Origin of the sequence: Asticcacaulis sp. MM231, from assembly GCF_964186625.1 — a bacterium.
Lineage (GTDB): Bacteria > Pseudomonadota > Alphaproteobacteria > Caulobacterales > Caulobacteraceae > Asticcacaulis.
In genome coordinates, this window is the sequence record NZ_OZ075108.1 from 415081 (window position 1) to 433423 (window position 18343).

At 60.1% G+C, this 18343-nt stretch carries 19 protein-coding genes; 10 read left to right on the forward strand and 9 right to left on the reverse strand.

Translation table 11 applies throughout. The features are described 5' to 3' along the window. Nucleotides 1–65: 65 nt before the first annotated feature. The 5 genes from ABQ278_RS01990 to secA all read right to left on the reverse strand — a co-directional run bounded on the left by ABQ278_RS01990 (nucleotide 66) and on the right by secA (nucleotide 7456). On the reverse strand, nucleotides 66–1193 hold the full coding sequence (locus ABQ278_RS01990) for a succinylglutamate desuccinylase/aspartoacylase family protein (protein ID WP_349320967.1): 1128 nt from the start codon (nucleotides 1191–1193) through the stop codon (nucleotides 66–68). After that, nucleotides 1190–2788 carry a sulfotransferase gene (locus tag ABQ278_RS01995; protein WP_349320968.1) on the reverse strand — a complete coding sequence of 533 codons (1599 nt, stop codon included), beginning with the start codon at nucleotides 2786–2788 and terminating at the stop codon, nucleotides 1190–1192. Before ABQ278_RS01995 ends, ABQ278_RS01990 begins: the two co-directional genes overlap by 4 nt. A 66-nt stretch (nucleotides 2789–2854) precedes the next feature. Further along, entirely contained in the window at nucleotides 2855–3793 is a 939-nt protein-coding gene (locus ABQ278_RS02000; protein ID WP_349320969.1) for a hypothetical protein, read from the reverse strand. A 36-nt stretch (nucleotides 3794–3829) separates the two neighbouring features. Next, the gene (locus ABQ278_RS02005; RefSeq protein ID WP_349320970.1) at nucleotides 3830–4417 is read right to left on the reverse strand and encodes a hypothetical protein; all 588 of its coding nucleotides are present in this window, start codon (nucleotides 4415–4417) and stop codon (nucleotides 3830–3832) included. Nucleotides 4418–4558: 141 nt separating this feature from the next. Further along, on the reverse strand, nucleotides 4559–7456 hold the full coding sequence (gene secA / locus ABQ278_RS02010) for a preprotein translocase subunit SecA (RefSeq protein WP_349320971.1): 2898 nt from the start codon (nucleotides 7454–7456) through the stop codon (nucleotides 4559–4561). A gap of 246 nt (nucleotides 7457–7702) precedes the next feature. Here secA and ABQ278_RS02015 point away from each other — a divergent pair, with 246 nt between their 5' ends. Further along, nucleotides 7703–8809: a peptidylprolyl isomerase gene (locus ABQ278_RS02015; RefSeq protein WP_349320972.1), complete on the forward strand. Its 1107-nt coding sequence runs from the start codon at nucleotides 7703–7705 to the stop codon at nucleotides 8807–8809. Between the two features lie 117 nt (nucleotides 8810–8926). Further along, entirely contained in the window at nucleotides 8927–10357 is a 1431-nt protein-coding gene (gene argJ, locus ABQ278_RS02020; protein WP_349320973.1) for a bifunctional glutamate N-acetyltransferase/amino-acid acetyltransferase ArgJ, read from the forward strand. A gap of 144 nt (nucleotides 10358–10501) precedes the next feature. Here the strand turns inward: argJ and ABQ278_RS02025 are convergent, their stop codons facing one another. Continuing rightward, on the reverse strand, nucleotides 10502–10930 hold the full coding sequence (locus ABQ278_RS02025) for a hypothetical protein (RefSeq protein WP_349320974.1): 429 nt from the start codon (nucleotides 10928–10930) through the stop codon (nucleotides 10502–10504). 129 nt (nucleotides 10931–11059) lie between these two features. Here ABQ278_RS02025 and ABQ278_RS02030 point away from each other — a divergent pair, with 129 nt between their 5' ends. The 4 genes from ABQ278_RS02030 to ABQ278_RS02045 all read left to right on the forward strand — a co-directional run bounded on the left by ABQ278_RS02030 (nucleotide 11060) and on the right by ABQ278_RS02045 (nucleotide 12648). Beyond that, nucleotides 11060–11362 (forward strand): DUF1330 domain-containing protein, encoded by a 303-nt coding sequence (locus ABQ278_RS02030; protein ID WP_349320975.1) that lies wholly within the window; start codon nucleotides 11060–11062, stop codon nucleotides 11360–11362. Nucleotides 11363–11423: 61 nt separating this feature from the next. Beyond that, the gene (gene mutT, locus ABQ278_RS02035; RefSeq protein WP_349320976.1) at nucleotides 11424–11822 is read left to right on the forward strand and encodes an 8-oxo-dGTP diphosphatase MutT; all 399 of its coding nucleotides are present in this window, start codon (nucleotides 11424–11426) and stop codon (nucleotides 11820–11822) included. A 167-nt stretch (nucleotides 11823–11989) separates the two neighbouring features. Then, nucleotides 11990–12247, forward strand: coding sequence for a hypothetical protein (locus tag ABQ278_RS02040; protein WP_349320977.1), 258 nt, complete (start codon nucleotides 11990–11992; stop codon nucleotides 12245–12247). Nucleotides 12248–12315: 68 nt separating this feature from the next. Beyond that, nucleotides 12316–12648, forward strand: coding sequence for an excalibur calcium-binding domain-containing protein (locus ABQ278_RS02045; RefSeq protein ID WP_349320978.1), 333 nt, complete (start codon nucleotides 12316–12318; stop codon nucleotides 12646–12648). On the opposite strand, the gene ABQ278_RS02050 is transcribed toward ABQ278_RS02045, so the two are convergent. Then, on the reverse strand, nucleotides 12645–13544 hold the full coding sequence (locus tag ABQ278_RS02050) for a methyltransferase domain-containing protein (RefSeq protein WP_349320979.1): 900 nt from the start codon (nucleotides 13542–13544) through the stop codon (nucleotides 12645–12647). The two genes, ABQ278_RS02045 and ABQ278_RS02050, sit on opposite strands and share 4 nt — an antisense overlap. Before the next feature lie 14 nt (nucleotides 13545–13558). On the opposite strand from ABQ278_RS02050, the gene ABQ278_RS02055 reads away from it, so the two are divergent. Genes ABQ278_RS02055 through ABQ278_RS02070 form a run of 4 tightly spaced genes read left to right on the forward strand, consistent with a single transcriptional unit; the run spans nucleotide 13559 to nucleotide 16037 of the window. After that, nucleotides 13559–14383, forward strand: coding sequence for a ComF family protein (locus tag ABQ278_RS02055; RefSeq protein WP_349320980.1), 825 nt, complete (start codon nucleotides 13559–13561; stop codon nucleotides 14381–14383). A 54-nt stretch (nucleotides 14384–14437) separates the two neighbouring features. Further along, a complete protein-coding gene (grxC, locus tag ABQ278_RS02060; RefSeq protein ID WP_349320981.1) occupies nucleotides 14438–14692 on the forward strand; it encodes a glutaredoxin 3 in 255 nt (84 codons plus the stop codon). Beyond that, complete coding sequence (locus ABQ278_RS02065) at nucleotides 14692–15558, forward strand: carbon-nitrogen hydrolase family protein (protein WP_349320982.1); 867 nt, start codon at nucleotides 14692–14694, stop codon at nucleotides 15556–15558. The genes grxC and ABQ278_RS02065 overlap by 1 nt, the downstream gene beginning before the upstream one ends. Beyond that, nucleotides 15555–16037 carry a DUF1178 family protein gene (locus tag ABQ278_RS02070; RefSeq protein ID WP_349320983.1) on the forward strand — a complete coding sequence of 161 codons (483 nt, stop codon included), beginning with the start codon at nucleotides 15555–15557 and terminating at the stop codon, nucleotides 16035–16037. Before ABQ278_RS02065 ends, ABQ278_RS02070 begins: the two co-directional genes overlap by 4 nt. Nucleotides 16038–16076: 39 nt before the next feature. On the opposite strand, the gene ABQ278_RS02075 is transcribed toward ABQ278_RS02070, so the two are convergent. Further along, the gene (locus ABQ278_RS02075; protein WP_349320984.1) at nucleotides 16077–17120 is read right to left on the reverse strand and encodes a DUF4167 domain-containing protein; all 1044 of its coding nucleotides are present in this window, start codon (nucleotides 17118–17120) and stop codon (nucleotides 16077–16079) included. 288 nt (nucleotides 17121–17408) lie between these two features. Beyond that, nucleotides 17409–18278 carry a peptide chain release factor N(5)-glutamine methyltransferase gene (gene prmC / locus ABQ278_RS02080; RefSeq protein ID WP_349320985.1) on the reverse strand — a complete coding sequence of 290 codons (870 nt, stop codon included), beginning with the start codon at nucleotides 18276–18278 and terminating at the stop codon, nucleotides 17409–17411. Nucleotides 18279–18343 lie beyond the last annotated feature (65 nt).

Here is an 18343-nt window from a genome sequence, read left to right on the forward strand (position 1 = left end):
CTCTAATTTTTTGTTTTGACGCGCTTTTTTATCCAAAAAGTGCGTCACACTTTTCGGAAAGCGCGCTAATGCGCCTTGACCATCTGCGCGGTATCCGGGCAGCCGTCCCGGGTGCAGACGCCTGAGTCGGACCAGCTCATCAGCCGCACCACCATATCGCCAGGTTCGGTGCGCGGATCGGTGTTGAGCGACAGAACCTGACCGTCGATCGGTGCGGTGATGGTGGCGATGGCGTCGCCGAACGGATTGGTGACCACCGCGACGGTCTGGCCTTTTTTCACCTTGTCGCCCAGCTTGACCGCGACATGCGCCCAGCCGCCGCGCGGACTGTGGATATCGGTCACCACATTGCCGACGAAGGGCGTCGGATCGCTAAGATCCATCTGGCCGGTCAGCATCTTGTTGTCGATCATCAGGTTGCGGACGCCCCGCAAGGCGCGCGCCACCATGGCCGCGTCGAATGTCTCGGGTGCGCCCAGTTCATAGGTCACCGCCGGAATACCGGCCGGATTGAGCATGTTCTCGACCGTGCCTTCGATGCCGGCATCCATGCCGATAACGTCGGGACGCAGGGCGTCGGCCATTTTGCGCGCCGCGCTGGTCTGGGCGAAGACATAGCCCGGATAGGCGCCGCCGCGCGACTGGGTGTGCAGATCCACGGCGAAATCGGCATTGCCGATGAAAAGCTGCTTCCACAGGCGGCCGGCATAGCGTGATGACGCCCCACCGTTCTCAGTGTCGCCAGGCATGGTGCGGTTGAGATTATCGCCATTGGTGCCGATCTCGTCCGCCGTGAAGCCGCGCGTTGAATGCAGCAGGCCGGGGGTATTGAGGCCGGGAATGGCGACCAGGGTGCCGGAAAGTGTCTGCGGGTCGAGATCGTGCGCCAGCTTTTGCAGCACGGCGATACCGTTCAGCTCGTCGCCGTGGATACCCGCCGTGATCAGCAGTTTCGGCCCCGGCTTCGCCCCCCTGACGACGATGACCGGCACATACCAGCCCTGGCCGATCGAGGTGTCGGTGACGCGGAAATAGAGCCGGGTCAGGCCCGCCGGCAGATCGCTGACGTCCAACCGGTCGATCACCGCCGCGCCATCCATGCGGTCGCCGGTATAGACAGTCTGGGCCGTGGCCGGATGCAGGCTAAAGGCAGCGACCAGGGCGGTTGCGGTAAGCAGGTGAGCAAGTTTCATGTGAGGTAACCCATGTCTGACAGGCGTTGGCGTAGCGGTTCAAGCTGAGTGGCATAGCGTTTCCAAGCGCCGATCCCTTCGGCGTTGATCGGTTTGCGGACCTGACCAGCGCTGGCGGTGGTGACCGCGCCCATGGCTTCGTGGGGGCGGAGGCAGGCCTCTTCAAAGGGGAGGCCAGTAGCCGCCATCAACTTACGGATTTGGGTGTCGGGAACGGCGATCAGGTCTTCCAGGGATACCTCGATCAGCCCCTCACCCATGACCTGTTTCCAATAGCCCATCAGGTCGCGGAAATGTGCGTAATGATCGGCGAGATCATCCTGCGTATAGGACCAGCCGTGTGCGCCGGTGAACAGGAGCTTGTAAGCACCGAACAGGGAATCCATCGGGTTGCGGTCGAGGCCGATAATAATGGCATCCGGAAAGGCCAGCCGTATAAGGCCGGCATATTCGTGATTGTTGGGCAGCTTGTCGATCGTATAGGCGCTGCCATCGCTCAGGTAGGCGTTCTCAGAGGTGTAGGCCTCGGCAATAGCCAGTGGATCGAGCGTCATGGCTGCAGCTATGGTCTCGGCGTCGAGCGAAGCGTGGGTGGGAAGCTCAAGCAAACGTCGGATGACGAGACCGAAAGTTTTCACTTCGCCGATCGCCTGTACCTGACTGTGCGCCGCCAGGACGCGCTCCACCAGCGTGGTGCCGGAACGTGGCAGGCCGATGACGAAGATACGCTTTGGGCCACTACGAGGGCGCGTATCGGTCACTGTAAAACGTTCAGGGGGCAGATGGGCTTTCCATGCAGCGACTAATGCGGTTTCATCGTCTGATGACCATGGTGTCATTGAGCGGGCCAGCATGGCGCCATGTTGTAGGGCGTCCCAGGCGGCAACCGTGTCACCGATATCATCATATTCTTTGAACAATGCGAATCCGACGCCGCATGCCTCCTGTTCGTTACTGCATTGAAGGGCTTCGAGACGGGCAATATGGTTGTTTTCTGGCGTCCAGCGGCGCAGACGGGCCAGCGCATGATGAGCCGTATGAAACGATTTGCCGAAAAGCTTGATGGCGCTTTCATAGGCGGCTTCGGCACCTTCGATATCGCCTGCGAATTGCCGCACACCGCCGAGGTTGGACCAGGCGTCGACATGACGCGGACTGATTTGCGTCGCTGTTTGCAGGAGCGGCAGGGCTTCCTGCGGTAGGCCGGCATGGGTGAGGGCGACAGCCGCCATGACCTGACCTGTGGCATCCGTAATGCCGATCTTAACAGCCGCGCGCACAGCTTCCACGGCTTGTGCCGGACATCCCAGCGCCATAAGCGGTGTGGCCTGCAAAACCAGCATCTGAGCCTTGGTCGCGGTGTTCGGCATGGCTCGACGGGCGCCTTCACCGAAAGCCTGTTCGGCGGCGACAAAATCACCAAGGCTGGTTGCGGCTGTGCCCAGAATGTACCACGCCTCAATTTCATCAGGGTTGAGGGCGACGACGGTCTGTGCTGCGGTCATGGCAAGGGGCAGATTGCCGTCTCTTAGGCCGAAACGGGCGTCTTGCAGGGCAAAGGCGCTCTTGGCGACATCTTGGGCGGCTGGGGACATGCTGAACTCGACAAGCGGATAGTATAGCTGTCAGTCTTAACCGGTTTCCCCGCCGCGGCAAGTCGCTTATTGCCCGCTCTCGAAGGCCTTGATGATTTGATATTGTGCCAGGCGGATATCGAGTTCGGCGGCGCGATCGACCTTGCCGTCATCATGCAGGCGCAGGTCGGTCAGCTTGCGCTGAGCATCGTTATCATAGGCCGCCAGCAGTTGCAGCAGATCGGCCTTGGACATGTTTTGGGCCTGCACGAGTGCGTTCATGCGGATGATCTTGTCTTCCAGATCGGTCTGGGCCACGGCGGCAATGGCGGCCAGCCGATACTTGTCGGTCTCAGACAGTTTGGAGAAATCGATATGCCGCGCCACCTCGCCGATGATCAGTTGCATATGTTGGGTGCCGACGAAGTGGCGGATAAGCTCTTCGGTGCCGTCGATGCGGTAGACGGCGCGGACAAGGGCGATGCGCTCTTCCAGCAGGGGTTCGGCATTGATGGCGGGCGTAGCAGCATAGGCGGCAGCGGCCTCGGCGGTGGTGTTGCCAGGATTTTTCATGGCCGCCACGACAGCCAGTGCCGTATCATGGTTGAAGGTTTCGCTGACCGGCACGGCGGGCGCCACGCCCTGACCGGCAGACAGACCATAGGTGATGCCGGAGATCGAAGAGGCCGGCGCGCCAAGATTGAGGATCGCTAGCATGCCTTTGCTTTTCGGTAGCTTCGTGACAAGGGCGGCGCCCGTATCGCCAGTGGCGGGCGTGGCGGCGGCCGCCAGAACCGGCGCGGCGGCTTGGGCCTGACCAACAACCGCCAGAACGGCGTCATTCAGGGCTACGGATGTCGCGGAGGGCAGGGGCGCAGCCACCCGGTTATGCAGGGCGGCGCTATCCTTGAGATAGGCCTTGAGTTGCGAGGCCTGTTCTGACGTCAGAGGGCTTTGCGCCGAGGCGGAAGCGGCGCACAGAGCCAGCGCACCCGCCAGCAGGTAAGTTCGAAAAGTCAGCAACACCCATATCCCCCAAAAGCTTGTTACTTCGTTGCTGCCTTAGCTGGCCTGTGATTCAGTAAAGGTCTTTATGATCTTGATCACCGCCTCGATCATATAGTTCTGCACCTGCGTGGCGACTTCGTCCTGCCCCATGAACTTGCCGGCATTGTATTTGGCAGCGGCGATTGACGCATTGGCGGTGATGAGCTGCTGAAGTTCTTCCGCGCTGAAGGCGGGCGCCTGAGCCATGGCGATATTGTCGATCAGGGTGTTCTGCGTATCGAGCAGAATACCGTCGGCGATCTTGTTGTAACGCGCGTCCTGTTCCGGCGTCAGGGTGGTCAGACCGGCGCGATCAATCACGATCAGGCGCGTGGCGATCTTGGTGTTGCTGATGACCTGGCGGACATTGCGCGATACACCGTTTAGCTCCATCAACTGCTTGTAAAGCTCGACCTTTTCACGAAGTCTGGCGTTTTCGGCGGCATCATTGAGCTGGGCGACAGCAGAGGTCGCCACATCGCCGGCGGCGAGGGCATACTGGCTGGACGGATGAGCGTCAGCTATATCCTGCGCCATACACGGCGCGGCCATAGCGGCTATGCCACCCGTCAACATCATTGCCTTGAAAATCTGGCTGATCACGGCCCACCTCCGCTACATCACTGATCACATCTTAAGGTTAACGCTATCCACAGGTCATGGCAATGGCGGAATCCAAATGGGATACGCTGAAAGGCAAAAGGGGCGGCAGTGTGTCTTCACCGCCGCCCCTTTTTTTGTTTTTTAAACCAGTGTGCCGTGGCAGTGTTTGAACTTGTTGCCCGAGCCACAAGGACACAGACCATTGCGTGAGGTCTGTTCCCAGCCGGCCGGCAGGGCCTGCGGCGGCAGGGCGGCGCGCTGTTCCGACGTCAGATCGTCGGTCAGCTTGGCGGCACGCTCGTTGAGGCCGGTATTCGGATCGAGGTGGACTTCCTGAAACTGCCTCATTCTTAAAGAAGAATCGGTTTGTTGCGGCAGGGCCGGCGCCACCGGCACAGGCTCGATCTCTTCAGCCGGCTGCTCGAAGCGGATTTCCATGGTCATCAGCCAGCGCGTGACCGAGTGACGCAGATTGGTCAGCAGGGTCTCGAACAGGGTGAAGGCCTCGGTCTTGTACTCGTTGAGCGGATCGCGCTGGCCGTAGCCGCGCAGGCCGATGACGGCGCGCAGGTGATCGAGGTGCATCAGGTGTTCGCGCCAGTGCATGTCGATCATCTGGAGCAGGAACTGCTTTTCCAGCGCCTTCATCTGGTCGTCGCCCAGCAGGCGCAGACGCTCGGCCATCTTCTCGTCGGCGAGCTTCTGGATGCGCTCTTCAAATTCCTCGTTGGCGATGCCTTCTTCGGCGGCCCAGTCTTCGAGCGGGAGGTCGAGCCCGGTCAGCGACAGGATCGCTTCCTTCAGTTCGGGAATTTCCCACTTCTCGGCATATGCTTTGGGCGGCATGTGGCGTTCGACCAGATCGTGGATCGTGTCGGTGCGGAATTCGTTGATCAGTTCGGACAGATCGGTCGAATCCATGAATTCCTGACGCTGCTCGAAGACGGCCTTGCGCTGGTCGTTGACCACGTCGTCGTATTTGAGCAGGTTCTTGCGGATTTCGTAGTTGCGTTGCTCGACGCGCTTTTGCGCGGTGGCGATGGCGCCGTTAAGCAGCTTGTGGGTAATCGCTTCGCCTTCTTCGACGCCCAGGCTCTTCATCATGGCGTTGAGACGGTCACCGGCGAAGATACGCATCAGGTCGTCTTCGCACGACAGGAAGAACTTCGACTGACCGGGGTCGCCCTGACGGCCGGTACGACCGCGGAGCTGGTTGTCGATACGGCGGCTTTCGTGGCGCTCGGTGCCGAGCACGAACAGGCCGCCGGCGGCGAGGGATTGCTGCTTCAGGTCCTTGATATTGGCTTCGATCTCGGCGCGCTTGGCCAGAAGGGCGTCCTGCGACACCTCGATGCCGGCGGCGTCCTGTGCGGCAATCCATTTCTGCACGCGCATGTCGACGTTACCGCCGAGCTGAATGTCGGTACCGCGACCAGCCATGTTGGTGGCGATGGTGACGGCGCCCGGCACCCCGGCATCGGCGACGATCTCGGATTCCTGCTCGTGGAAGCGTGCGTTCAGCACGCTGTGCGGGATGCCCTTGCCGGACTTGTAGACGATATCGTAGGCGTCGTCGCCGGCCTTGGCGATGTCCTTCTTGTCAGCATTGGCGAACGACGCGCGCAATTCGCGCGACTGCTCGACCTTGTAGCTGTAATTGTTTAGGAACTTTGACAGGTCGTCCGATTTCTCGATCGAGGCGGTGCCGACGAGGATGGGCTGGCCCTTGACGTAGCAGTAGGCAACCTGGGCGGCGATGGCGTTGAATTTCTCGGCCTCGGTGCGATAGACTTCATCGTCGTCATCGATCCGCTTGATCGGACGGTTGGTCGGGATCTCTAACACATCCATCTTGTAGATGTCGCCGAATTCCTGTGCTTCGGTGGCGGCCGTGCCGGTCATGCCCGACAGCTTGCCGTACATGCGGAAATAGTTCTGGATGGTGACCGAGGCGAGGGTCTGGTTTTCCGGCTGGATATCGACGCCTTCCTTGGCTTCGATGGCCTGGTGCAGGCCTTCCGACAGGCGGCGGCCCGTCATCATGCGGCCGGTAAATTCGTCGATCAGGATGATCTCGCCGTCTTTGACGATATAATCCTTGTTGAGCTGGTACAACGTATTGGCGCGCAGGGCCTGGTTGGAGTGGTGAACTAGCGAGATATTGACCGGATCGTAGAGACCTGCCAAATCTTCCGCCAGATGGCCGCCAGCCTCCAGCATTTCTTCGAGACGCTCGGAGCCCGCTTCGGACAACAGCACCTGACGCTGCTTTTCGTCGAGTTCGAACGTATCCGGATCCTTGATCAGCTCCAGGGTGATGGCGTTGAGGATCTTGTACAGTTCCGAACGGTCTTCGGTCGGGCCGGAGATGATCAGTGGGGTACGGGCTTCATCGATCAGGATCGAATCGACTTCGTCGACGATCGCAAAATTGTGGCCGCGCTGGACCATTTCCTGCGTTTGGTAGGCCAGGTTGTCACGCAGATAATCAAAGCCGAATTCGTTGTTGGTGCCGTAGGTGACATCGGCATTATAGGCCTGCTTGCGCTGGCCCTGGCTCAGACCATTGACGATGACGCCGGTCGAGAGTCCCAAGAAACGGTAGACGCGGCCCATCCAGTCGGCGTCGCGCTTGGCGAGGTAGTCGTTGACCGTGATCAGGTGGACGCCCTTTCCGGCCAGCGCATTGAGATAGACCGGCGCGGTGGCGACGAGGGTCTTGCCTTCACCGGTGCGCATTTCAGCGATGCCGCCGTCATGCAGGATCATGCCGCCGACGAGTTGCACATCATAGTGGCGCTGACCGATTGCGCGCCAGGCGGCTTCGCGGGTGACGGCAAAGGCTTCATCGAGCAGCGAATCAAGCTTGGCGCCCTTGGCCAGGCGATCGCGGAAAATCTGCGTCTGGCCGCGCAGTTCCTCATCGCTCATCGCCTTGTATTTGGGCTCCAGCGTGGTGATGCGGGCGGCCCGCGTCATCATGGACTTGACCTTGCGGTCATTGGAGGAGCCGAAGAGCATTTTGGCGATGGCCAGCATGAGAAACCTTAAATATAAAACCTTCACAGGCCCGGACATATATGCGCCGGATTAGCCTGCTGGATGTAGAGAGTTGTGTGATCCGCGCGAAATCTACTTAATTGACGGGTTCGTAACCTGAAAGAAACGACTGTTACGTCAAATAGGCCTCGATCTGCGCTTTTCAAGCACGGGCACTGACTTAAGCGGCCCGTTAGTGTATGTCAATCTGGAGCCCGGCGGAGGGCCTAAGTTGGGGAAAGATTTATGAAGAAACGGTCCGGCCTTTCGCTTTTGGCGGTTATTCCGATGATCGCGGCGCTCTCTCTTACCCTTGCCGCCTGTAACAAGACCACAGTCAGCAACGAACGGCCGCCGGAACCGGGCGATGTCGCCGTGGCGCGCATCGACGGCGAAACCATCTGGACCTCGGATGTGCGCGCCGAAGCGATCGCGCAGGGCCAGATCGGGCCGGGCGAACCGCTCGATATTACCTCCGACCTTTTCGCCCGCACCATGGAAGAAGTGATCGACCAGCGCCTGCTGGCCAAGGCCGCCATGGCCAAGGGGCTGGAAAAATCGACCACCGCGCAGCGTCGTTTGCGCGCCGCCCACGATCGCATTCTGGGTGATATGCTGGTGGAAAACAGCATCGACCGCGATATCGACGAAAAGACGGTCAAGGAACATTACGACGAGCAGGTGCAGCTTTCCAAGCAGTCCGAGGAAATCCGCACGCGCCTGATCCTGCTGAAGAGCAAGGCAGAAGCCGATGCCGCGCTCAAGGCTATTCAGGCCGGCGCTCTGTTCGAGGCCATGGCCATGGAGAAATCCATCGACCAGACCACGCGCTTCAATGGCGGTGACATGGGGTATTTTACCACCGATATCATGCCCAAGGCCTATAAGGGCGTGCTGGCCACAGCCAAGGCCGGCGATACGGTCGGGCCGGTGCAGACCGATGGCGGCTGGGCGCTCTTGCGCGTTGAGGACCGCCGTCCCGAACAGGTGCCGACGCTCGAGGAAGAACGTCCGATCATCATGCGTTACCTGATCTATAATCAGGTTGCCGGCATGCTCAATTCGCTGCGCAAGAAGGCCAAGGTTGAGTTCCTGATTGCTAAACCGACTGGTGGCGGTCAGCAGGAGCCGGACTCGGCGCCGGCGTCTGCCGAAGCCATGTCGGACGAAGGCGCGTCGGCTTCAGCCGAGAGTTCAAGCGCGTCGGCAGTGCCGGCGAAGAAAAAGGTCGTGGCACTTTCGCAGCCGCTCGGCAAGGCGACCGATGCGTCCACCCGCCTGATCGCCGCCGATCCGCCCCTGCCGGCGGGAAAGAAATTCTTCCCGCCTGCCAGCGCTGGACATAAGGGTTAGGGCCGTCCGCCACTGACACGGCGTTTTGAGCCTGATAAAGTGCCTAAAGTGTTTGGCGAAGCGGTGGGGGTCTGGTAAGGGGCAGGACTGTTTTTCCTTACTTCAGGAGCCGCGCCTGTGACCAAGCCGCCCGTGTCCAAAACCCCTTCCTCCCCCAAGATCACCACTCTGGCGGCGCAGGGGCTTGAGCGTGCGCTTGATCCTTTCACCAACGCGGTCAAACGCGCGGTCCAGACCGGCGCGGACGCGGTGGCCAACCTGACGCATACGGCCACCGAAGAGGCTCCCAGGGCCGCCGCACCCGGCAAGCCCGGTCTCGCCGTCTCGCCCCTGGCCGTGCCCTTTCCGCCCATGCCGCCGGTCGGCGGCGTCCAGCTTTCGACCGCGCAATCCGGTTTCTATAAACACGACCGCAAGGATACGCTGCTGATGAAGTTCGTCGAGGGCACGACCTGCGCCGGCGTCTTCACACGCCACACCATCGGCTCCGCGCCGGTCGACTGGTGCAAGAAACAGCTAGAAGCTAATGACGGCTGCGATGTCCGCGCCCTGATCTGCAATGCCGGTTGCGCCAACGCCTTCACCGGCAAGCCGGGCGCCGACGCCGCCCGCCGCACCGCCTCGGCGCTTTCCCGCCGCATCGATTGCCGCCAGCGCGACATCATGCTGGCCAGCACAGGCGTAATCGGGCAGGTGCTTGATGATTCCAAGATCGCGGCGCGCCTGTTCGATCTTGAAAAAGACCTGCGCGCCGACGCCTGGGCCGAGGCCGCCGCCACCATCATGACCACCGACACTTTCCCCAAGGGCGCGTCGGAAACGGCCGTCATCGACGGCGTCACCGTGCGTATCAATGGCATCGCCAAGGGCTCGGGCATGATCGCGCCCGACATGGCCACCATGCTGGCTTTCATTGCTACGGACGCCACTTTGTCTCCCGGCGTGCTGCAAAGCCTGCTGGCGCTCTACACCCGCACCACCTTCAATTCGGTGACGGTGGATGGTGATACCTCGACCAACGACACCTGCCTGCTGTTCGCCACCGGCGCTGCCGGCGCACCGAAAATCTCCCGTGCGGGCGACAAACGCCTGGCCGATTTCAAGGCCAAGCTGGAAAAGGTTATGCACTCGCTGGCCACGCAACTGATCCGTGACGGCGAGGGCGCTACTAAGTTCGTCAAGGTCAATGTGACCGGCGCGTCCTCCCCGGCCTCGGCGCGTAAGATCGCCAAGTCGATCGCCGAAAGCCCGCTGGTGAAGACTGCGCTGGCCGGCGAAGATGCCAACTGGGGCCGGATCGTCATGGCCGTCGGCAAGACCGAAGAGCCGGTTGATCGTGACCGCATCGCCATCCGCTTCGGCGATTTGGTGGCTGCCGAGCATGGCGCCGTGTCGCTGAGCTATAACGAGGCTGCCATGAGCGCTTACATGAAGAACGCCGAGCTGGAAATCAGCGTCGATATCGGTGTCGGTCGCGCCATGGCGCATGTGTATACGTGCGACCTGACCCACGGGTATATCAGCATCAATGGCGACTACCGGTCTTAGTAAATCGCGGTCTTTGGCCGATTAATACGCAGTCTGCGCTTGCAGGTATAAATCTATACCTGCGGCGCGTGCCGGTTATTACTCGACACAAATCTCACGATTTCCGCGATAGCGCACTTCCAGCACCTTGTCGAGAAGTCGGGCTTACCCACCAATATCCGATGCGGCGATATCAGAGAAAAACACATTATAGGCGAACCACCCCTTGGGGGTCTTGAAGAAGACAAAGTTGAACTTCAAGGGCAATTCGGTACCGTAGGCCACATATTGACGGAACACTAAAACGTCTGCGGACTGGGTTTCCTGCATAACGGCCCACTTAAGAGGGCCGCCGGCATAGCTAACAGCAAGTGACATCTGGGAGGCCAGGTTTTGCAGTTCCACCTTCTTTTCTGTCAAGCGCGGCAGGAAAATGGCGTTGGCGGCTTCCAGTGTTTTGCCGGCGCTGACACCCGTCATAAAGGCGTCGACCTTGGCGTCTATGTCCTTTTTATCTGCCGCTGAAATCTCGGCATGGGCCAGAACAGGCATGTCGAACAGCATAGCCAGTGACAGAATAAACGCGCGCAGCATAATAAATCCCCCTGATATGGTTATGATCATGAACCCGTGACGGCTGCAAGGCAAGCGTGTTTATGATTTCGAAAGTGATGTGTCATATAAAGACAATGATTATCAAAGAGTTGCGTAAAGGGTGCGTGTATGATCCAGATTGTGGTGCTTCTTTATGTTGGCGATGGTGGCATTGAGGCGCTCAGGACGCACGAGGCAGAAATGGTGCCGCTTATCTACCGCCATGGCGGGCAGATTGTCTCAGCCTCGCACCCTTCTGCGCCGCGCCCCGGCGATCCGGACGAAATCCATATTCTCCAGTTTCCAGACATGCAGGCATTTGACGACTTCAGAAACGATCCGGATTCGCTGTCGAAAATGGAACAGCGGCGGCACGCTATCCGCGATGCGCGCCTTTATATCACCGATCAGTTCGTGACCTATCTCGACTGAGACCGTTTGCCTTGATGTGTTTTTTGTTTCAAAAGGGCTGAAACCGTCAGGAAAGCCTTTCATGAAAACCGTTTTCGTCGTTGCCGCCGCGCTTGTTGATTCCGATGGTCGCGTGCTGATCGCTCAGCGCCCCGAAGGCAAGCAACTGGCCGGTCTGTGGGAGTTCCCCGGCGGCAAGGTCGAGCCGGGAGAGACGCCGGAAATCGCCCTGATCCGCGAACTCGAAGAAGAACTGGGCATTGCGGTCAAACAGGCCTGTCTGGCGCCGTTTGTCTTCGCCTCGCATACCTACGAGACCTTCCATTTGCTGATGCCACTGTATCTGATACGCCGCTGGGAAGGCGAGCCGGAAGCCAAGGAGCACAAGGCGATCAAGTGGGTGCGCCCCAACGATATGGGCAACTACCCCATGCCGCCGGCCGATGATCCTCTGGTCGCCTGGCTGCGCGATTTTATCTGATGCAAACGCCCGTTAATCTCTGGCTATGGCGCTATAAGAGTTCGCGCAGAGTATATAGTGGCTACCATTTTTTCGCTGACGCAGCGGCTTGCCAGCTATTACTTACACATCTTGCCGATCCAAATTTCCGGAAGCTGAGCCTCGCGCTTGGCAGGGTGCATCCGACAATGCCGCTTATTCTGGCGCCTGCCGAAGTCAAATATGTCGGTTTTGATCGTTTGCGTCTCTTTAAGGATGCCGAAGCGGCTGAGACGATGCGCTCGGAAGAGGATGGCAGTTCTGTTGATGTGTATATCAACGGCTATGACAGCCTAGCCGAAGGACTTGGCTATGTGCTTGAAGGACAATGGGATTTCCGTATGGATTTGCTTTCTTACTGGGGGCTTTTGTCAGAGAGCGAACGCAGTAAAAGTTATGGTTTTTGATCATTAAGAGTTTTTAAAAACGCACTGTTAGCGTCTCTGGTGTACCGTCGTTATACGGAGGGCTGGCCATGACGCACGGGCCGACATATGGACGACGTGAAGCGGAACGCGAAGCCGAATTCCTGCGGCAGCGCATCGGGCTGGCATCCGAGCGTGCGCGCGGTCAGAGCGAGATTTCCCATACTCTGAAGGTGCTCGCAACGATGAGCCTGATCGCGCTGGCCTTTTACATGGCGCTGGCGACCTTAAGCCCGTGGCCGGTCGGCTATACCTTGCGTCATATGGCAGCCTTCACTGGTTGCGACGCGACGGGCATGGTGCATTTGGCGCCGGCGCATCGCGGACAGCCGGGTTACTGGCAGGGCAATGACCCCGACCGCAACGGTATCGCCTGCGACTAAAGTTTCCCCTCTTTAACGCCAAAAGCATCGGCCAGCCGCATCTTGGCCGAGCCCGGTCGCAACGGCTTCTGCTGGCTGTCGTGCGCCTTCCAGCCGGAGAGGGTGATGATCTCGAAGGTGGCCGGCACGCGGGCCTCATCGTCGGCGAAGCGCTCTAAATAGAGGGCGCAGGTCTTCTCAATAATAGCGCGGTTGAGCCCCTTGCGCGGGCGCTGGTGCAGCACATTGCTCTCGCCCATGGCGCGCAGGTCGGCCATCAGACGCAGAGGATGCGCGTAGGAGACCGTTACGCGGTCCAAATCGACCACCGGCATGTTGAAGCCGGTGCGTTTCAGAAGATCGATCAGGTCGGGGCTTTCGGCATAGGGGGCGATGCGCGGGCCATAGCCGCCACGCACCTCAAGCTCGGCCTCCATCAGGCAGCCGCGCAGTTCCTTCAGGGTTTCGCCACCAAACAGCGTGCCGATGAACAAACCGTCCGGTCGCAGGGCGCGCCGCACCTGCACCAGCACGCCCGGCAGATCGTTGACAGTGTGCAGGCCCAGGCTGCTGACGATCAGGTTCAGGCTGTCGTCGCCGAAGGGCAGGGCTTCCTCGTCCATGATCAGGCGGGCGGTGCCGCTCTGTTGTGCGCTCAGGCGCGGCGACAGTTCGCCCTCGATCAGGAAGCCTATCTTATCGGCTACTGGCGTGCCGACGATGGCGCGCCCGAAGCTGCCGTCGCGTGCGCCCATATCGAGCGCCACATCGAACTGGCGGTTGATGGCCGACAGCGTCTCGATAGTATCTTCAACCGCACGGTCGCGTAAAAATTGCGCTTGCGTGAAACCGGCCGCCGCGCGATCAAGACGGGAGGCCAGAAGGTTGCGGTCAAATAAACGGGGGGGAACGGACATATGGGGCACTCGGAATGCGACTGACCTCCCGTTTAGGCCAAATTCGTTCTGAGGTTAAGGCCTTTGTCGATGAACGGATGAGCCTGTCGCATCTGCGCGCCTTGCTGGGCCATATGCTCGATACCGTCTTTCCCCCGCACAGCTTCGATAACCATGAGGAGGCCGGGCCTCTGCCGCTGACGGGGGCCGGACTGGCGACGGAAGGCTGGTCGCGCGTGTGCTTTCTCGATCACGACGGCTGCGCCATGTGCGCACGTCCGTTTGAAGGCGGTCCGTTTCTTGGCGCCGATACGTTGTGCAGTTCCTGTTTCGACAAGCCCTTCCCGTTTTCCCAGGCGCGTGCCGCCTGTATCTATGATGAGGCGGTCAGCGGCTTGATCCTAGGCGTCAAGAACGGCGACCGGCTCGACCTGGCCCCCATGCTGACGCGCTGGCTGGAACGCGCCGGCGCCGATGTCATTCTGGCGGCCGATATCGTCATGCCGGTGCCGCTGCATCCGCGTCGCCTGCTGCATCGCCGCTATAATCAGGCGGCGGAACTGGCGCGGTCGGTAGCGCGGCGTCTGCAACGTACCTATCTCGGCGATGCGCTGAAACGCACCCGCATGACCAATCAGCGTGGCAAGGGGGCGGAAGCGCGCTGGGAAAACGTCCGTGGCGCCATTGCGCTCAGCCCGCGTGGCGCGGCTCAGATCAGGGACAAACGCATCGTTCTGGTCGATGATGTCTTCGCCACCGGCGCCACGCTCAGGGCCTGCACCGCAACCCTGCTGAAAGGCGGCGCGGCGCGTGTCGATGTCTGTGTATTGGCGCGGGCGGTTCTGTCTTCAACTCTTTAATTTTGCGCTGTTTGCCCTATATTAAAAAAGTAATTTTCTTTCAGAGTAAAGTCCATGCCCCAGATCGATGTCTATACCAAACCCTATTGTCCCTATTGCGAGCGCGCCAAGGCGTTGCTGGAAAAGAAGGGGGTCGAGTTCAATGAAATCGTCGCCTCGCACGATCCCGCTTTACGGGCTGAAATGAACGAACGTTCGGGGCGCCTGACCTATCCGCAGATATTTATCGGCGATACCCATGTCGGCGGCTGTGATGACCTGATGGCGCTCGAGTTGCGCGGCGGCCTCGATCCTTTACTGGCGGCCTGATGTCGGCTGATATCCTCAATGTGGCGCTGATCCAGACGCGTACCCCGGCCCATCCGGCCGAGGCGCTGGAGCACGCGCGTCCGCTGCTGATGCAGGCCGCCAGCAATGGTGCGCAGTTCATCCTGCTGCCTGAATGCGCCAACCTGATGGAGGCGCGCAAGGAACAGAAGGCGCTGGTGGTCACCGGCGAGGATGAGGATGTTTTTATCCGAGGCGTGCGCGATCTGGCCAAACAGATGCGCGTTGAGATCCTGATCGGTTCGGCCATCGTGACATCCGGTGTGGATGAGAGGGAGCACTCCAGCAGCGATAGCGGTAGTCCAATGCGAAATGTGAACCGCACGCTGCTGATCAATACCCATGGTGATATCGTGGCGCGCTACGACAAGATCCACCTGTTCGATGCGGATACGCCCGACGGCAAGGTCTACCGCGAGAGTGCCTCGGTCAAACCGGGCGAGCAGGCGGTGATGGCCACGACGCCGTGGGGCGGTCTGGGTCTCAGCATCTGCTACGATGTTCGTTTCGCCCATCTTTACCGCACGCTGGCGAAGGCCGGCGCCAATATGATCGCCGTCCCCGCCGCCTTCACCGTGCCAACCGGCCGCGCCCATTGGGAAGTGCTGCTGCGCACCCGCGCCATCGAAACCGGCTGCTTCGTGCTGGCGCCGGCGCAGGGCGGATCACACGCCGATGGCCGCGTCACCTATGGTCATTCGCTGGTGGTCAATCCGTGGGGCGAGATTATCGCCCGGCTTGACCATGATCGTCCGGCGGTGCTGGAAGCGCAACTCGATTTCGGCGAGGTCGCCGCCGCACGTCAGGCCTTGCCGTCGTTGCGCCATGACCGGGATTTTTCCGTATGATCCGTTATGCGTTGAAATGCATCATTGAGCACGAGTTCGAGGCCTGGTTTTCCTCGTCGAATGGTTTTGACGAACAGGTGGCGCAAGGCCTTGTCGAATGTCCGATGTGCGGCTCGAAGGCCGTGACCAAGGCGATCATGGCGCCGATGGTGCGCACCACCAAGGACAAGGACGCGCCGGGCTCTCTGGCCGAAGCGCAACAGGCGGTGGCCGAGGCCCTGCATCGTCTGCGCCGTCATGTCGAGACCACGCATGATTATGTCGGTGACTGTTTCGCCGATGAGGCGCGTGACATCCATCAGGGCATGGCGCCCGACCGGCCGATCTATGGCGAAGCGACGCCGGACGAGGTGAGGGGGCTGGTCGAGGACGGTGTGCCGGTCGCGGCCCTGCCGGTTTTCAAGCCGGAGGCCGAAGAGGCGAAGGTGCAGCCGGTTGTGCCGGTCATTCCGCCGGCGATCGACAAGAAATTGAATTAAAAAAAAGCCTCCGGTGCGAAACCGGAGGCTTTTTTAATCTTAGGCCTCTTCCGAAGCGCTGGCGTCTTCCTTGCGCTTGCGCGGCGCGCGTTTGGGCTTGGCGGGCGCTTCTTCGGCAACAGGGGCCGCAGGTTCAGCGCTGACCGGTGTGGGACGGTGCAGGAAGGCCGGCAGTTGCGCGGCATCCGCCGAGGCGTTGCTGCGTTCCTTGCGTTCGCGCTTCTCTCTTACCGGCGTCGCTTCAGCGGTAAGTTCAGGGGCCAACTCAACCTGCGCAGGACGCGGGGCGGCGCCGAGCGGCTGGGTCGAGGCGATAAAGGCCGGTGCGATATAGGCGTCTTCCGAAGGCGCCAGGCTGGCGGGTGCGCTAACAATCTGCTCCTGCTCGGCGAAGCGCTGCTGGCGGCGTCGCTCATAGCGTTCGCGGCGGGTTTCGCGGCGATTGCCGTTCTCATCGAACTGAGGATCGTTATCGCGCGGCGCATTATCTCTGGGCGCATTGTCACGCGGTTGATTGTTGCTGCGTGGCTCGAACGAGCGCTGTTCGTTTCTTGGCTCGTTTCTTGGCTCGTTATTTCGCGGCTCGCGGTTGTCACGATCCTTGAAATTGCGGTTGTTGTCGCGATCACGATTGTTGCGGTTATCGCGGTCACGGTTGTTGTTGCGATCACGGTTGTTACCGTTGTCGCGGTTCTCATAGCGCGGCTCGTCGAAGCTCGGCTGGGGATCTTCGGGGCCGACGACGGTATTTTCATCGTCGTTGCCGTCGTTGTCCATCTCGTCATCGTAATCGTCGAAGCCGTTGGAGAACGGATCGCGCTGCACGAATTCCGACACCGGACGGGTCGGTTGCATCTGGCGGATCATGCGGAAATAGTGTTCGGCATGTTGCAGATGGTTTTCGGCCAGTACGCGGTCGCCGGACGAGTTCGCATCACGCGCCAGTTGCTGGTACTTTTCGTAAATGGTCTGGGCATTGCCGCGGACCTTCGTACCTTCCGGGCCATTCAATTCGTAGGCTCGGTTGGGATTGTTCGAATTGCCAGCGGGTTTGCGGTTGCTACGGCTGCGTTGCCGTTTCATGCCCCTGAAATCTTTCATGTGGTCTTATCGTCTCTCTTACGCTCCGCCTGTCGATGTGATGCAGGCGGCGATATGTGCTTAGAATTTCAAGGGACATCGTCAAAGCGGACCGGACGATAAGGAACCTTGCAATTGTCTTGGCTTTAAAGGATGCGCGGGGGTCATGCTTTTTTTGACCCGAAACCTCACGCTCTCACAGTCCCCTGGCGCGATAATGCCGCTTAAAGATTAAGTCGGGCGTGTTCACGAAGGGAGGAAGACAGGAATATGTCTAACCTCTCTGAAGCGTCATGCCAAGCGGAATTTTTGTGCCGGTTTTTGTCCGGTAACGACACGCGGCAGGTTGGACAGGTCAAGATAGGTCGTCACGTCATCAAAACCCGCATTTTTCATAAGGTTTTCAACGTCGGTCGCCTGGTCGAAACCGATTTCGAGATAGGCCATGCCGCCCGGTTTGAGCAGGCGGAAAATCTCCGGCGCCAGCACTTCGTAGGCCTCAAGGCCGGTTTGACCACCATCAAGCGCCAGAATCGGGTCGTGATTCTTGACCTCAGGATCGAGCGTGGGGATGACATCGGAACGGATATAGGGCGGATTGGAGGCCACGACATCGAAGGTTTCATCCTGCAGGCCTGAACCCCATGAGGTGCGCAGAAAGGCGGTCTGGCCTGTTAGGCCGAGATTGGCGGCATTGTCGCGCGCCACGGCCAGTGCATCCTCGCTGATGTCGGTGCCGAGCCCTTTTGCCGCCGGGCGCTCACTTAACACCGATAGCAGGATGGCGCCCGAGCCGGTGCCGAGGTCGGCGAGCTGGAAGCTGTCGCCGGGCAGGCTGCGCTTGAGGATCATATCGACGATGACCTCGGTTTCCGGCCGCGGGATCAGTACATGTTCGGACAGATTCAACAGCAGTTTCCAGAAGCCCTTGCGGCCGAGGATGCGCGCCACCGGCATGCGCTTGATGCGCTTGTCAAGATAGCCGTCAAGTGTCGCTTCCTGCTCCTGCGTCAACTCACGATACGGATCGGTGAGGATATCGGCGCGGGTGGCGCCGGTGGCGGCCTCCAGCAGCAGGCGGGCATCGATGGCGGGGGATTCGATCGAGGCGGCTTTGAGGCGCTGCTGCGCGCCGGTCCAGGCTTTGACGAGTGTGGTCATGAAAATCTCTTATACCTCCCCGCTTCTGGGGAGGGCGACCGCGCCTGAAAGGCGTGGTGGTGGGG

Bases quoted from the DNA above. Each gene is read 5' to 3' on its own strand.
- ABQ278_RS01990 (WP_349320967.1), bottom strand. From the start codon at position 1,193: ATGAAACTTGCTCACCTGCTTACCGCAACCGCCCTGGTCGCTGCCTTT.
- ABQ278_RS01995 (WP_349320968.1), bottom strand. From the start codon at position 2,788: ATGTCCCCAGCCGCCCAAGATGTCGCCAAGAGCGCCTTTGCCCTGCAA.
- secA (WP_349320971.1), bottom strand. From the start codon at position 7,456: ATGCTGGCCATCGCCAAAATGCTCTTCGGCTCCTCCAATGACCGCAAG.
- ABQ278_RS02015 (WP_349320972.1), top strand. From the start codon at position 7,703: ATGAAGAAACGGTCCGGCCTTTCGCTTTTGGCGGTTATTCCGATGATC.
- ABQ278_RS02025 (WP_349320974.1), bottom strand. From the start codon at position 10,930: ATGCTGCGCGCGTTTATTCTGTCACTGGCTATGCTGTTCGACATGCCT.
- ABQ278_RS02030 (WP_349320975.1), top strand. From the start codon at position 11,060: ATGATCCAGATTGTGGTGCTTCTTTATGTTGGCGATGGTGGCATTGAG.
- mutT (WP_349320976.1), top strand. From the start codon at position 11,424: ATGAAAACCGTTTTCGTCGTTGCCGCCGCGCTTGTTGATTCCGATGGT.
- ABQ278_RS02040 (WP_349320977.1), top strand. From the start codon at position 11,990: ATGCCGCTTATTCTGGCGCCTGCCGAAGTCAAATATGTCGGTTTTGAT.
- ABQ278_RS02045 (WP_349320978.1), top strand. From the start codon at position 12,316: ATGACGCACGGGCCGACATATGGACGACGTGAAGCGGAACGCGAAGCC.
- ABQ278_RS02050 (WP_349320979.1), bottom strand. From the start codon at position 13,544: ATGTCCGTTCCCCCCCGTTTATTTGACCGCAACCTTCTGGCCTCCCGT.
- ABQ278_RS02055 (WP_349320980.1), top strand. From the start codon at position 13,559: ATGCGACTGACCTCCCGTTTAGGCCAAATTCGTTCTGAGGTTAAGGCC.
- grxC (WP_349320981.1), top strand. From the start codon at position 14,438: ATGCCCCAGATCGATGTCTATACCAAACCCTATTGTCCCTATTGCGAG.
- ABQ278_RS02065 (WP_349320982.1), top strand. From the start codon at position 14,692: ATGTCGGCTGATATCCTCAATGTGGCGCTGATCCAGACGCGTACCCCG.
- ABQ278_RS02070 (WP_349320983.1), top strand. From the start codon at position 15,555: ATGATCCGTTATGCGTTGAAATGCATCATTGAGCACGAGTTCGAGGCC.
- ABQ278_RS02075 (WP_349320984.1), bottom strand. From the start codon at position 17,120: ATGAAACGGCAACGCAGCCGTAGCAACCGCAAACCCGCTGGCAATTCG.
- prmC (WP_349320985.1), bottom strand. From the start codon at position 18,278: ATGACCACACTCGTCAAAGCCTGGACCGGCGCGCAGCAGCGCCTCAAA.